The sequence below is a fragment of the Streptosporangium sp. NPDC023963 genome (assembly GCF_040639135.1).
Taxonomy (GTDB): domain Bacteria; phylum Actinomycetota; class Actinomycetes; order Streptosporangiales; family Streptosporangiaceae; genus Streptosporangium.
In genome coordinates, this window is the sequence record NZ_JBEZZK010000025.1 from 89519 (window position 1) to 103525 (window position 14007).

Annotated in this window: 7 protein-coding genes; 5 read left to right on the plus strand and 2 right to left on the minus strand. The window is 71.1% G+C overall.

Annotated features, from left to right (window positions below; translation table 11 throughout):
• Positions 1–6: 6 nt before the first annotated feature.
• Together AB0F88_RS42060 and AB0F88_RS42065 are read left to right on the plus strand one after the other, a co-directional pair.
• Positions 7–429, plus strand: coding sequence for a hypothetical protein (locus AB0F88_RS42060; protein ID WP_362697446.1), 423 nt, complete (start codon positions 7–9; stop codon positions 427–429).
• A gap of 1866 nt (positions 430–2295) precedes the next feature.
• A complete protein-coding gene (locus AB0F88_RS42065) occupies positions 2296–2925 on the plus strand; it encodes a hemerythrin domain-containing protein (protein ID WP_362697470.1) in 630 nt (209 codons plus the stop codon).
• Between the two features lie 211 nt (positions 2926–3136).
• Here the strand turns inward: AB0F88_RS42065 and AB0F88_RS42070 are convergent, their stop codons facing one another.
• Positions 3137–4801 carry a pyruvate, phosphate dikinase gene (locus AB0F88_RS42070; RefSeq protein WP_362697449.1) on the minus strand — a complete coding sequence of 555 codons (1665 nt, stop codon included), beginning with the start codon at positions 4799–4801 and terminating at the stop codon, positions 3137–3139.
• A 17-nt stretch (positions 4802–4818) separates the two neighbouring features.
• On the opposite strand from AB0F88_RS42070, the gene AB0F88_RS42075 reads away from it, so the two are divergent.
• Positions 4819–5445: a transcriptional regulator gene (locus tag AB0F88_RS42075; RefSeq protein WP_362697451.1), complete on the plus strand. Its 627-nt coding sequence runs from the start codon at positions 4819–4821 to the stop codon at positions 5443–5445.
• A gap of 254 nt (positions 5446–5699) precedes the next feature.
• Here AB0F88_RS42075 and AB0F88_RS42080 read toward each other — a convergent pair whose 3' ends face one another.
• Positions 5700–9047, minus strand: a complete 3348-nt coding sequence (locus tag AB0F88_RS42080) for a S8 family serine peptidase (RefSeq protein WP_362697454.1) — start codon at positions 9045–9047, stop codon at positions 5700–5702.
• Between the two features lie 91 nt (positions 9048–9138).
• Here AB0F88_RS42080 and AB0F88_RS42085 point away from each other — a divergent pair, with 91 nt between their 5' ends.
• Together AB0F88_RS42085 and AB0F88_RS42090 are read left to right on the plus strand one after the other, a co-directional pair.
• The gene (locus tag AB0F88_RS42085; protein ID WP_362697458.1) at positions 9139–10161 is read left to right on the plus strand and encodes a hypothetical protein; all 1023 of its coding nucleotides are present in this window, start codon (positions 9139–9141) and stop codon (positions 10159–10161) included.
• A gap of 337 nt (positions 10162–10498) precedes the next feature.
• Positions 10499–13564: a BTAD domain-containing putative transcriptional regulator gene (locus AB0F88_RS42090; RefSeq protein WP_362697461.1), complete on the plus strand. Its 3066-nt coding sequence runs from the start codon at positions 10499–10501 to the stop codon at positions 13562–13564.
• The last annotated feature ends 443 nt before the right edge of the window (positions 13565–14007 follow it).

Here is a 14007-nt window from a genome sequence, read left to right on the forward strand (position 1 = left end):
AATAACGTGCTTCCTCGAAAGAGCGGACGGACACCGGGGGCGAACTCCGGCAGGCAGGTGGGCGTCCTCGCCATCGCGGCAGTCGCCGGCATCCTCATGACGTCGAACCAGGTACCGGCCGGCGCCACCATCGGGCAGGCCCGGGTGCTCGGCTCGATCTCACAACTGAATGCCGACAGCACTCCCGGCGACCGGCTCTCCGGCCGCCCCGACCCCTCCCGCCGCCATCGCGGGCACGAGACGAGGCCCTCCGACAGGTGGCGGGGCAGGTCGCAGCGCCACCAGGGTCGTCCCTACGACCGCTACCGCGGACGCAGGGGCGACAACGCGGCACCCGCCGGGCGCGAGCGCCTTTCCCGTTCCGAGCGGATGATGCGGGAACTCCAGGAAGACCCGTCGTTCCCGGAGATCATCGTTCGCGAGAAGTGAGCCCGACAGGCGACCGCCCGTACCGGCCGTGACAAGGCGCGAGAGGACGAGGCGCGAGAGCGGGGTCGAGAGAGCGAGCCGGGAGAGCTGGACGCCGGACCCCGCACGCCACCGAGGCGAAAACGGGGCGCCGAGATCCGGCGGGTGACCGGTACGGCATGACGGAGACCGGCGGGTGACCGGTACGGCACCGGATCGGGCGCCGCCGAGTCGCGGAAGGAACGCGTGTGCCGTACCGGTGCGTACCGGTGCGCACCGGTGCGGCACACATCGCCTCGCCCCCTCCCTGCGACCCGACTTTCGTCCCCTCGGCCCCCTCCCCCGGCCAGCTGAAATCATCTATTGAACACCATGGACGAATAATCATTGCAAATACGGCTAAATCGTAGATGAGGCGCAGGTTTTCCTTCACAACACTGTTTATTTGCTCTTCCTGAACTATGGCGTCGCGTTATCCGCATAAGCCTCGGGTATCTCCTGTCCGTCGTCACTTCCGTGACCGCATGACAGATCCGAACGTTTTCGGAATTAGCAACGATATGGGGAAATAACGTGCTTCCTCGTAGTAGCAGATGGGCGCCAGCCCTTTCCGGTAAGCGCGCCGGCGCTTTGGCCGTCGCAGCGATGGCCAGCATCCTCATGATGTCGTCGAATCAGGCGCCGGCGAACGCCACCGGGGGGACGAACCTTCTCGATCTCGCCCCCTACAGCGACACCGGGGGCGTCGGCGACAAAGCCCGTTCTCAACATTCCGCGCACCCTGGCGAGAAGCCCCTTCTTCGCCCGTGCCGGCCCTGCCGGTGCCCCAAGGGCGCCCGTAACTGTGACTGCCCCGGCGGCCGCGGCGGGGACGGGTGCGGCAGGGACGACCGAGACCGGGACAGGGAGCGGGAGCGGGAGAGGGAGCGGGATGACGATGACGATGACGCAGTGATCGCCATACCTGTTCCCATCCGTACGCCTGTCAGGCCGCCCGCCATGCCCACCGGCAATCCCACCAGGTCCGACCCCGGGCCCCAGGGACCCGCAGGACCGGCGGGACCCGCGGGCCCGGCAGGACCGGCAGGCCCGGCAGGGCCGCCAGGACCGGCAGGACCGGCGGGACCCGCGGGAGCGGACGGACTGGCCGGACCGCCAGGACCGGCAGGACCCGCGGGAGCGGACGGACTGGCCGGACCGCCAGGACCGGCAGGACCCGCAGGAGCGGACGGACTGGCCGGACCGCCAGGACCGGCAGGACCCGCAGGAGCGGACGGACTGGCCGGACCGCCAGGACCGGCAGGCCCTCCGGGACCGGCGATACTCGTTGATTCGCCCAGTCCCACAGGTTGCGCGACGGCCAGTCCCCTGGTCGTTTTCCAGTCCGCGTGCGCGGTCGCTCCTGTCAGTTTTCCCGTCGTTCCCGTCGCCCTTCCCGGGCCTCTCTGCATCCCCGCTCCTGTCAGCACCATCCACGTTCTCCACGCGTCAGGAGGCATCGGGTGCGTGTAGCTCGTAGCGAAGCGGCGCGCTTCCGTGACCCTCACGGGACAGGACGCGAGCCGCTCCGATACGGGCACGACCTCGCGGAATCCGTACGGCACCGGACCGCACCGTCACCAAGCCCGGTGAGGGCTCGGCCGTAACCGGCCGGCACGGCCACCGATGTGATCCATCCGGGATGGAACCCGAAGATCACGCGGTGGCCGTGCCGGCGCGCGTCCACGGCCCGGCAGCCGCGCGTCGCCCCTTCCAAGAGCACGTCGCCCCTTCCAAGAGCACGGCAAGTCGGTTCCAAGGTGGTTCTCGCAGACTTGGTCCGCCGCCCCTGGCACAGGACGAAAGATGCTTGCGATGAATGCCACAGATCGCCCGTACACCCACGAGATGGTGGTAGTCCACCGCGTCTTCCGGCGAGAGTCCGGTTTGATGCCGAGGTTCGTCCGGGCGGTGCCCGAAGGCGACACGGCTCGCGCGGCCGAGATCGCCGAGCACTACCTCGACTACGCCGAGGGTCTGCACCACCACCACAGCGCCGAGGACGAGCTGGTGTGGCCGCTGCTGCTGTCGCGGGTCCGTCTGGAGACGGACATGGTAATGCGGATGGAGGAGCAGCACGACCGGATCGCCGAGACCCTGGCCCGGATCGCCGAGGTGCTGCCCGAGTGGCGGCTCACCGCCTCGAAGGGAGCCGGTGAGAAACTCGCGATCGCGATGGAGGAGCACCGCACCGCCCTGGTCGAGCATCTGAACGACGAGGAGCGGTACGTGCTGGCGCTCGTCGCCGAGCACATGTCGGTCGCGGAGTGGGAGGCCGTCGGCGCCCGCGCGGTGGAGCAGATCCCCAAGAAGAAGCTGCTGCTCTCGATGGGTGCGATCCTGGAGGAGGCCACCCGGGAAGAGCGCGGATTCTTCCTCGGCAAGTTGCCGGCCGTCGCCCGGCTGCTGTGGAGAACCGTCGGCCGCCGCCAGTACGCCAAGCAGGTGTCGCGTCTCCGAGGGCCGCTGGCGGCGTGAGCCCGGCCGGCGGGACCACCCGACGAGCCCCCGGCCGGAGTGAGGAACGCGCTTCGCTCCGGAAACGGGTGCGCGTCAGGGCATCCGTCAGGCCCGCGTGGTTTCACGGCCGGTTTCAGGCCCAGGTCGTTTCAGGCCCAGGTTGTTTCAGGTCTGGCTCGTTTCAGGCCCAGGTTGTTTCAGGCCCGGGCCGTTTCAGGCCTGGGCCGTTTCAGGTCCGCAGGGCCGCGCGGGCCGCCCTGAGACGTTCCGTCTCGTCGCGGTCCGAGTCGTCGCCCGAGATCTCGTCGGCCCATTCGAGCAGGCGGTGCAGGTGGGAGTCGGTCACGGCCGTGACGACGCGGTGGCTGCCGACGAGGACCTCTCCGCCGGTCCCGTCGATGGTGATGAGCGTGCCTTCCTGGACGATGCGCCCCCCGGCTCGCACGCAGGCGGCGGCGACGTCGACCGTGAGGTCAGCGGCTCCCACGACGGCGGGTTTGCCCATCGCCCTCGCGACGACGGCGGCGTGGCTGGCCGGCCCGCCGCGGGCGGTGACGACCCCCACGGCTGCGGCCAGGCCGTGCATGTCGAGCGGGGAGGTGTGCGGGCGCACCAGGACGACCGGGCCGTCGGCGGTCATCCGCGCCGCCTTGTCGGCGGTGGTCGCCACCCTGCCGACCGCGACCCCCGGGCAGGCGCCCAGTCCCCGGGTGAGGATGTCACTCGCGTCGGTCACCTCGATCCGGGGTGTGCGAGCGTGGCGAAGATGGTGCGGAGAGACCCGGAGCAGCGCCTCGCTGCGGCTGATGACGCCCTCGTCGGCCAGCTCCACCGCGACGCGGACGGCAGCGCGTCCGACGAGGTTGCCGGGCCGCACCTGCAGGACCCACAGCTCACCCGCCTCGAAGGTGAACTCCAGGTAGCAGGTGTCGCGGTAGTGCTCCTCGATCCGGCTCATGGCTTCCAGGAGGCCGGCCCACACCGCCGGCTCCCGTTCGGCCAGCTCGGTCAGTGGCCGGGTCGCCGACCTCCCGGAGACGACGTCCTCGCCCTGGCGACCGAACAGGACCTCACCGAACGGGACGCTCTCGCCGGTGTTGGGGTCGCGGCTGAACGCGACACCGGTGCCACTGTGGTCGTCGCGGTTCCCGAACACCATCGCCTGCACGACGACGGCCGTGCCGAGCTCGTGCGGGATGTCGTGCAGTTCGCGGTAGGTCTTGGCGCGCGGCGTGTCCCAGGACGAGAACACGGCCCTGACGGCCGGCTCCAGCTGCCTCGCCGCGTCGTCCGGCACCGGCCCGCCGGCTCGTTCGCGGATGAGGGCCTCGACTCCCCGGATCGCGTCGGCGAGGCGTGTCTCCTCGTTCCCGGCCTCGTTCCCGGCCTCGTTCCCGGCCTCGTTCCCGGCGCCGCGCTCGGCCGCCTCACGCGCGGCGGCTTCCAGACGTTCCGGTTCCGTACCGAAGACCGCCGCGGCGTAACTGGACAGGAAGCGCAGGCGCGAGTCGAGCGCGAACCGCGGATCACCTGTCTCGGCCGCCAGCCCAGCCGTGGCCTCGGCGGTGAGACCGAGGTTGAGGATCGTGTTCATCATGCCGGGCATCGACACGCTGCCGCCCGAACGGACCGACACCGCCAGTGGCCGGTCGGGCCCGCCGAGGCGCCGTCGCGTGGCGGCTTCGAGACCGGAGACGGCGGCCGCCAGCTCGGCGCCGAGGTCGCCGGGAAGCTCCCCGTCACGCAGAAAGGCGCGACACGCCGCGGTGCCGATGACGAATCCGGGGGGCACGGGCACGCCGAGACGTCGCAACACGACAAGGCCGTACCCCTTGCCGCCGAGGACGCTCGCGGTCTCCTCGACCTCGGTAGAAATCGGGTGAATCCACACCATCGATGTAGCATATCGACGTGCCGAACCCACCCCATGTGACCAGTGTCGACCTGTTGACGTTGCATACTCTCCGCTGCATCGGGTTCGCAGGTTTGGCCCGCGTGGCCCGGGCGGCGGGGCTCTCCGAGCCCGACGTCGAATCCGAGCTGATCGATCTCGCGGTGGCCGGCCTCGTCACGCATGCTTCGGGTGACTTCGGCGGGTGGGGGCTCACCGAGGCCGGTCTCGCCGCGGACGCCGAACGGATCTCCGCCGAACTGGACACGGCGGGCACCCGGGCGACGGTGGCCAAGGCGTACGACGGCTTTCTCGTGCTCAACCCGGAGCTGCTCGATCTCTGCACGGCGTGGCAGATGCGATCCGTCGACGGTGTCGCGGTACCGAACGACCACACCGACCCCGCCTACAACTCACGGCTCCTGGACCGGTTCGCGGACCTCGACCAGCGTGTCGACGACGCCTGCGCGGACCTGTTCGCGGCGATGCTCCGGTTCCAGCGGTATCGGACCCGGCTCACCACCGCGCTCACGCGCGCCAGGTCCGGCGCGCTGGACCACGTGTCGGACGACCTCGAGTCCTACCACAGCGTGTGGTTCCAGCTTCACGAGGACCTGCTCGTCACCCTGGGCATCCCGCGACACTGAACCGTCCCGGCCTGTCCAGCGGTCTCCTTCCGGGTCAGGTCCCGATGGTCCTGTTCAGATCCTGACGGTCCTGTTCAGATCCTGATGGTCTCGGCCACAGGTCCCGACGGTCCTGTTCAGGTCCCGGCGATCGTCCTCCAGCCGTCCGACGGTGAGAACCCGACCCGTCCGACGGTGAGAACCCCGCCGCGTCCGGAAGGCGCGGCGGGGTTCCCGGGGCTTACTTGATGCCGGGGCTTACCTGATGCCGGGGCTTACTTGATCCCGTAGGCCCTGATGACGGTCTCGGTGAAGGCGTTGCCGCCGACGTCGGCGGCCTTGACGCGCAGCGAGGCGAACTTGCCGCGCGCGCTGACCGGGTGCAAGGTCTCGGCGGCCCAGGTGCCCTTGCCGGTCGGATGCACCAGCGTGGGCCACCAGGTGCGGCCGTCGTCGTAGGAGATCTCCGCGGAGAGCGTGCTCACCTTCAGGTCGGGCGAGCCCGCCTGGCGCTGGACCCGCAGCGGGATGCGCATGTGGCCCGTACCGGCATAGTTGCGGTCGTCCAGCTCCGGGCTCATCCTGACGACCATCAGCGGAAGCGTCGGCCGCTGTCCCGGCTCGGGGGTCTTGGACCTGAACCGCCACTCGGCACTGACCCGCGTGGAGAACTTGGTCATGGCCGGATCACGGTCGGCGGTCTTGGTGAGCCGGTACTCGCTCTCCTTCCCGTCGGCGGGCACCTCGATGTAGCCGGGCAGGTAGGTGTCGGCGAAGATCTCCTTGCCGTCGCGATAGAGCTTGGCCTGCGGGGCGGTGTACTCGCCGTAGGAGAGGCGCTCGGGCACGCTGTCCTCGAACAGCCCGCCGGCGAACTGCAGCATGTTCTCCTCGCGCCAGGAGTAGTCCCCGCCGGGCATGAGCCCGGCCGCGAAGACGCCGGCGTTCCAGCGGTCGGAGGCCTTCTGGCCTGCGCGGTAGACGGTGGTCTCGCCGAAGAAGAACTGGTCGATGTTTTCCACGATGTCCAGTGCCTTGTACTGGATGAAGGAGGGGTACCAGCCGGTGTCGCCGGGCGTGTAGTACTCGGTCCGCTGGAACGGGAGCGGGAAGTGGGACAGGCTGCCGTACGGCATCCAGGCCAGCTCGGTCCCGTACAGCACGGGCAGGGCGAAGTGCTCGCCGAACTTGGCGTCCTGCTGGGTGGCGTACGTGGAGGTGACCTTGGCGAGGTCGCGTCCGCGCGGGCGGTAGCCGGGGTCGGCGGGGATGCGCGGCTCGGCCTTCATCAGGTGGTAGAAGTAGGGGCTGTCGTTGTAGGTGCCGTCGCCCTTCGGCTTGGCCCACTGCGTCCAGCGGTAGTAGGCGAACTTCTTGCTCGCCGTACGGGTCGTGGGGATGGCCTTGATGCCCTCGATCCGGTCCGCGCCCCACATGTCCGCCAGCTCGACGTCCACGCCCATCGGCTGGACGCCGTCGGCGAGCTGGATCATGCCGAGCATGCCGATGGCGAGTCGCGCGGTCGGCTCCTCGGTGCGCACGTCCACCGGCTTGGCCTTGCGCGCGTCGGCGGTGACGGTGCGGTCGGCGTCGAGGGTGAACTCCGGCTCCGCGGACATCACCAGGGTGCCGTCGTGGTCGAGCATGAGGGAGACGATCGTGTAGCGGTGTCCCTTCTGCAGCCTGAGGTCCAGCTTGCCGCCGGAGATGTCGTAGTTGACCTGCTCCTTGGTGTCGAGGTCGATCACCCCGGCGAAGGAGTTCTGCACGGGCTGCCCGTCCGAGCCGGTGAAGGCCAGCTTGAGGCCGCGCTTCTCCGGCTCGACCCGCATGCCGATGCCGGTACGCACGGAGACCTCGCCGCCGGTGGCGATGACCGTGCCGCTGTACATGCCGATCGCACCCGGTTCGGCGGTCACCTCGACCTGCGCGGTGCCGTGCGCGGGCACCTCCACCGTGGTGGCGCCGAGCTTGAACGGCGTCACCGTCTCGCCGCGACCGTCCTTGGCCTTCACGCTCAGGTCCAGCCGTACGGCGGCGTCACCGTCGTTGCGGTAGGTGAGCGTGCTCTTCCTGGGCGTGGAGACGGGCAGCTCGACCTCTCCCAGGCTCAGCGAGGCGGGCTCGGCCGTGACCCGCTGGGCGACGGCGCGGGCGACGTCCACGCGGCCGGAGCCCTGGACGTAGGCGCCGAGCTCCTCGCCGGGCGCGGTGGAGGCCATCAGCGCCGCCTTGATCTGGCCGGCCTTCCAGTCGGGGTGCAGTCCGGCGACGATCGCCGCCGCTCCCGCCACGTGCGGGGTGGCCATGGACGTGCCGCTCATCTCCGTGTGGAGGTCGTCCACCGGGAAGCCGCCCGAGGTGCCCGCGGCCCTGGCCGCGACGATGCCCACGCCGGGCGCGATCAGGTCGGGCTTGACCGCGGCGTCGCCGACGCGCGGGCCGGTGCTGCTGAACTGGGCGACCGTGTCGGCGTCGCGGTAGGAGGCGCCGACCGACAGCGCGTGGTCGGCGCTGCTCGGCGAGCCGAGCGCCTGGGGGCCGTCGTTGCCCGACGCGATGACGAACAGCGTGCCGTACTGCTCCGACAGCGTGTTGACGGCCTGCTCCAGCGGGTCGATGCCGGGGATGTCGGGGCCGCCGAGGCTGAGGTTGGCGACGCGGGCGCCGTTCTCCGCAGCCCAGGTCATGGCCTCGATGATGCCCGAGTCCGGGCAGTACCCGCTCTGCTCGCAGACCTTGCCGATCAGCAGCTTCGCGCCGGGGGCGACGCCCTTGTTCTTGCCGCCGGAGGCGGCGCCGGATCCGGCGATCGTGGCGGCGACGTGCGTGCCGTGGCCGTTGAGGTCGCGGACGTCGGGCTCGGCGGTGAAGTTCTGTGTCTTGGTGACCAGCCCCTTCAGGTCGGGGTGATCGGGGTCGTAGCCGCTGTCGAGCACCGCGACGGTGACGTCCTTGCCGGTGTGGCCGGCCTCCCACGCCTTGGGGGCGCCGATGTGCGGGACGCTGACGTCGAGGGACAGCTTGGCCTTGCCGTCCAGCCAGATCTTCTCGGGCGCGGCCGCCGTTCTGGCCTGCCCGGACAGGGACTTCCAGAGCGTGCCGGCGGCGGCGCGGGACTCGCTCCTGGCGATGCCGTTGATCGCGGGCAGCGGGCGCCCGCCCGCGGCGCGCAGCATGGCGGCGTCGGCCTGGCCGGAGTAGGTCACGATCAGCGGGAGCGCCGGGCTGGCGGCGTCGTCGTAGCCGAGTTCGGCGAGCCGGGTGACGTTGAACAGCCGGGGGTCCAGCCTGCCTTCGGCCAGCAGGGGCATCGCGTCCACGGGGACGATGCTGAGCCCTTCCTTGGCCCGGCGGTGGACGAACTTGATCTTCTCTCTGCCGGTGCCCGGCTCGACGTCGAGCTGGGTCTGCTTGCCGGGGAGCACGCGGAGCGTGACCTTGTCCCCGGTGATGAGAGTGATCGTCTTGGGCGGTCCGGCCTTCGCGGCGGCCTGCCCGGCCTGGGGAGAAGAGGTCGAGGCCTGGGGGGTGGGGGTGGGGGTGGGGTTCGCCTGGACCGGCGTGGCGACCGCTACCAGGGCCGTTACCACACTGCCGATAAGGACGGTTCTCTGAAGCACATCCCGATTTCTAACGGTATGCGAATTTTGGTGACAAGGTGGTTCGTGTGGCCTATTGCGGCAACTGCCGAAAGTGGCCAAGCTCGTAGGCATGCTTGATGACGGTCCGGCACTGGCGATCGTGGGGATCAGCGCGTTCGACGAGCGGATCTATCGTGAGGTGCTGGCCTGCCCCGGCATCACGGTGCAGGAACTCGTCATGAGAAGCGGGGAGAGCTCGGGGCGCATCCAGACGTCACTGACCAGGCTCCGCGCCAAGGGCCTGGTCAGCCGCCTGTGGGGACGGTCGCCCCGCTGGACGGCGACGAACCCGGGGACCGCCATCCGCTCGCTGGTACGCGGCATGCAGAGCAACCTGGACCGGCTCACCGACACGGCCGACCAGTTGGAGGAGACCTTCCGCACTGCCGGCCAGGACCTGGAGGAGGGCGGCCAGTTCGAGTTCCTGGCGGGGCCCGAGGACCAGGCCAGGTCGTACGTCCGGCTGCAGCAGGAGGCCAAGGAGGAGGTGCTGACCTTCGACCGGCCTCCGTACGTGCTGGACTATCACAACCCGGTGCAGACCGGCCTGCTCCGCAAGGGCGTCCGCTACCGGACCATCTACGTGCCCGAGGCGTTCGACCACGCGGGGGCGCTCGACGAGGTGGGCAGCCTGGTCAAGGCGGGCGAGGAGGCGCGGGTCCTGCCCGAGCTGCCGTTCAAGATGGCGCTCGTCGACCGGCGGCAGGCGGTCGTGCCGCTGCACATGGACCTGCCGCTGACGCGCGGCGTGCTGATCAGGGGGACCACCATGGTGGTGGCCCTGGTCGAGCTGTTCGAGCGCCTGTGGCAGGAGGCGCTTCCGATCTATCCGCAGCCCGCGTCCCGCGACGGCGCCCCGGAGCCGGCCGGCGAACCCGTCCGGAGCGACGAACAGGGGTGGGCGGAGCTCGACCCGGACGATCGCCGGCTCCTGGCGCTGCTCTCGGCCGGGCTCAAGGACGACGCCATCGCCCGCCAGCTCGGCACCAGCCCGCGCAGCCTCCGCCGCCGCCTGCGCCACCTCCTGGACGAGCTGAACGCCGAGACCCGCTTCCAGGCGGGCGCCCAGGCCAGCCGCCGCGGCCTCGTGTGACCTCTGGAACGAAGGCTTCCGGGTTTCCCGGTTTCCCGGTTCCCCGGTTTCCGGGTTTCCCGGTTTCCCGGTTTCCGGGAGAGGGTCTTCGAATCGCGGAGACCCGAAGGCCCGGAGTCCGGCCGCCCGTCGTCCGTCCTTCGGGACGACCCGCCGGCCGGCGTGGTTTGGTCTACGCTTTGGCCCATGATCACCGCCTGAGTTTGGTCGCCGGCACAGCACTCGCCGATGGCGCGGTAGCCGTACCCGCGTGATCCCGGGCCACCGACGCCGGGAGACGCCGTCGCGGCGGCCATCCGCGGCAGTGCCGTACGCGGCGCGCGGAAGGAACGTGATTGTGCATTTCAAGGTTCTGGGTCCGTTACACGTCCGGTCCGGCGACACCGCCCCGGCGCTGGGACCGCCCAAGCAACGGCTCCTCCTCGCGGTGCTGCTCGGCCACCCGCACGGCTTCGTCTCCGTCGCCCACCTGGTCGACGCGCTGTGGGGGTCCGCGCCCCCGCCCTCCGCGGAGGCCAACGTACGGCTCTACGCGCGCGGCCTGCGCCTGGCCCTGGGAACCGATCGGATCCTGCGCGAGGGCCGCGCCGGGTACCGGCTCGACGTCGACTGCGGCGAGGTCGACGCCTGCCGTTTCGTCAAGCTCGTCCACGACGGGCAGGCGGCCCTCGCGGCGGACGACGCCGCCGGAGCCCGGCGGTCGCTCGGCGAGGCGCTGAAGCTGTGGCAGGGGCCCCCGTTCTGCGACCTGCCCGCCGAGTCCGCCCTGCGCGAGGAGCGGTCCCGCCTGGAGGAATGGCGCATGGTGGCCCTTGAGCAACGGATGGAGGCGGACCTGCGCCTGGGACAGGACGCCTCCCTGGTGGCCGAGCTGACGGCGCTGGTGAACCGGAACGCCTTCCGTGAGCGGCTGTGGTCGCACCTGATGCTCGCGCTCTACCGGTCCGGCCGCCAGGCGGAGGCCCTGGAGACCTACCGGCGGGCACGCGGGATCCTCGCGGACGAGCTGGGACTGGAGCCCAGCCGGGAACTGCGCTCGATGGAGAGAGCCATCCTCACCGCCGACCCGCGGCTGTGGGACACGGCCGGGAACCGGCCGCTCCGGATGGACGCCCGCGCCACTTCGGCGCGTCCGCCGGCGCCCGGCCACCGGGCCGTGCCCGCCCAGCTACCGGCGAGACCTCTCGGGTTCGTGGGGCGCGCCGGTGAGCTCGCGCGCCTGGACGAGATGGCGGCGGACATCGGCGGGGAGGCCCGGGTCGTCGCCGTCGTGGGACCGCCGGGGGTGGGCAAGACGGCCCTGGTGGTCCGGTGGGCCCACCTCGCGCGTCACCTGTTCGGCGACGGGCAGCTGTTCGTGGATCTGAGCGGGTTCGGGATCGACGGGCCGCTGGACCCGGGCCTGGTGCTGGAGCGCTTCCTGCGCGCGCTGGACGTCCCGTCGTGGCGGATCCCCGCCGACACCGAGGAGCGGGCCGCCGTGTTCCGGTCGCTGGTGGCCGACCGGCGGATGCTGATCGTGCTCGACAACGCCGCCTCGGCCGCGCAGGCGTGTGTGCTGCTCCCCGGATCGGCGCCGAGCCTGACACTGATCACGAGCAGGCTCCGCCTGGACGGGCTCGCCACCACGCACGGCGTCCCGCGGGTCCCGCTCGGACCGCTGCCGGTGGCCGACGCCGTCGCCCTGATCCGGGACCGGCTCGCCCGGCCGGGCGGCGCCACGAGCGGTACCGCGGACGGGGCCGCAGGCAGTACCACAGGCGCGGTCACAGACGGCGTCACAGGCGCGGTCACAGGTGGGATCTCAGGCGGGGTCACAGGCGCGGTCACAGGTGGGATCTCAGGCGGGGTCACAGGCGCGGTCACAGGTGGGATCTCAGGCGCGGTCACAGACGGGATCTCAGGCGCGGTCACAGACGGGGTCACAGGTGGGATCTCAGGCGCGGTCACAGACGGGATCTCAGGCAACGCCACGGGCGCGGAAGAACTCGCCGAGCTGTGCGACCGTATCCCCCTCGCCCTCCGGATCGCGGCCTCCCGCCTGGAGATGTCGGCGTACGATTCGACCTTGCCCGCGCTGGTGGCGGAGATGGCCGACGAGCGCGTGCGCCTGGACAGGCTCGCCGTCGACGAGAGCGAGATATCGATCCGGGCGGTTCTGCGCGCCTCGCTCCGCCCGCTGAGCGAACCGGTCCGCGCCATGTTCCGGCTGCTCGGGCTGCACCCCGGCCCCGAACCGTCACTGGCCGTCGCCGCGGTCCTGTCGGGCATGGCGGCCGACGAGGCGCGAGAGCCGCTCGACCGGCTCGTGTCCGTCCACCTGCTCGCGCCCGTGCCCGGCGACCACTACGCGATGCACGACCTGGTGAGAATCTACGCCCGGGAGCGATGCCTGGCCGAGGAGAGCGCGAGCGAGCGCGAGCGGTGCCTGACCGCGCTGCTGACCTGGTACCGCGACGCCGCCAACGCGGCCGACCGGGTACTCCGGCCGAAGGAACGGCCCAACTTCGCCTCCCCGGCCCGGCCCGTGGAGTTCGCCGACGCGGCTTCGGCCCTGTCCTGGTTCGACGCGGAGGCCGCGAACCTCGACGCCGCGGTACGGCGAGCGGCGGAATCACATCCGGCGCTCGCCTGGCAGATCGCGGCGGCCATGTTCGGGTGGCTGAACCGGCGCCACCACACGAGGCAGTGGGCCGACCTGTACACCGTCGCGGCGGAGGCCGCCGCGACGGCCGGAGACCCCGCGGGCGAGGCCATGGTCACCGGCCGGCTCGCCATCGTTCACAGCCTGCTGGGCGACACGGAGCGCGCCGTCTCCGCGTGTCACCGCGCGCACCGGCTCCGCCTCCGGCTCGGAGACACCCTGGGAGCGGCCACGGCCCTGCTGAACCTCGCCGCCGTGTGCGTCAACGCCCATCGCCCGGAAGAGGCGATCCGGTGGCTGGAGGAGGCCGGATCCCTGGGAGCGCGGCTGACGGACGCCCGCCACTTCACCGCCCTGCTGCACAGCAACCTGGGCGAGGCCCACCACCTCGCCGGACGCCTCCCCCAGGCCATGAGCCACTACCTGACCTCCCTGGAGATCAGCGAGACGAGCTGCGGCGATCGGGACATCGCCCAGATCCTGGTCAGCATGAGCACGCTCCATCACGACATGGGCGCGCGCGAGGAGGCGATATCGTGCGGGGAGCGCGCCCTCTCGCTCGCCACCCGGACCGGCGACATCCTGCTGCGGGCGGAGGCGTACGAGGCGCTCGGCCTCGCCCACGCCTCGCTGGAACGCGCAGGGGAGGCGGTGGCCCGCCTCGAGGCCGCCCTGGCCCTCTTCGAGGACCTCGGGCACCGCAAGGCCGGAGTGGTACGCGACCACCTCGACCGGCTCGGTGCCACCCCGCCCGGCTGACCGTCCTCCCGGGGCGGAGCCCCGGCGTCCCTCCGGGGGCGGGCGTCCCTCCGGGGACGAGCGCTCGACGTCGAGCGTGAACGTGACGGTCCGCTCTCGCGGCCGGCCGAATATACGTGGCGTATACGGCGCGTATCCGAGCCGATGGCACGATCTCGGTTAGCCGGTCTCCCCGACTCGGATCTTCGGGAGGAACCATGATCATCGTATCGCCGCGGCGGCCGGATGCTCAGCCCTCTCCCGCCTGAGACCTCGACCGCGGTGCCGTGACAAGGCGCGACCACCGGGGCGTCGCGCACCGTTGAGACGTACGAAACCGTGATCACCAACCGGCGGCGACCTCCCCGCGGCGGTCGCCGCCGGCCCGGCCGTCGCGTGCGGACGGCGACCTCACCGCAGCGCATCGGTAGAGCGGGGTGTGTGGGAAGAGTGGTGTGGGTTTG

Coding starts and splice junctions, on each gene's coding strand:
- AB0F88_RS42065 (WP_362697470.1), top strand. CDS start 2,296: ATGGTGGTAGTCCACCGCGTCTTCCGGCGAGAGTCCGGTTTGATGCCG.
- AB0F88_RS42070 (WP_362697449.1), bottom strand. CDS start 4,801: ATGGTGTGGATTCACCCGATTTCTACCGAGGTCGAGGAGACCGCGAGC.
- AB0F88_RS42085 (WP_362697458.1), top strand. CDS start 9,139: ATGCTTGATGACGGTCCGGCACTGGCGATCGTGGGGATCAGCGCGTTC.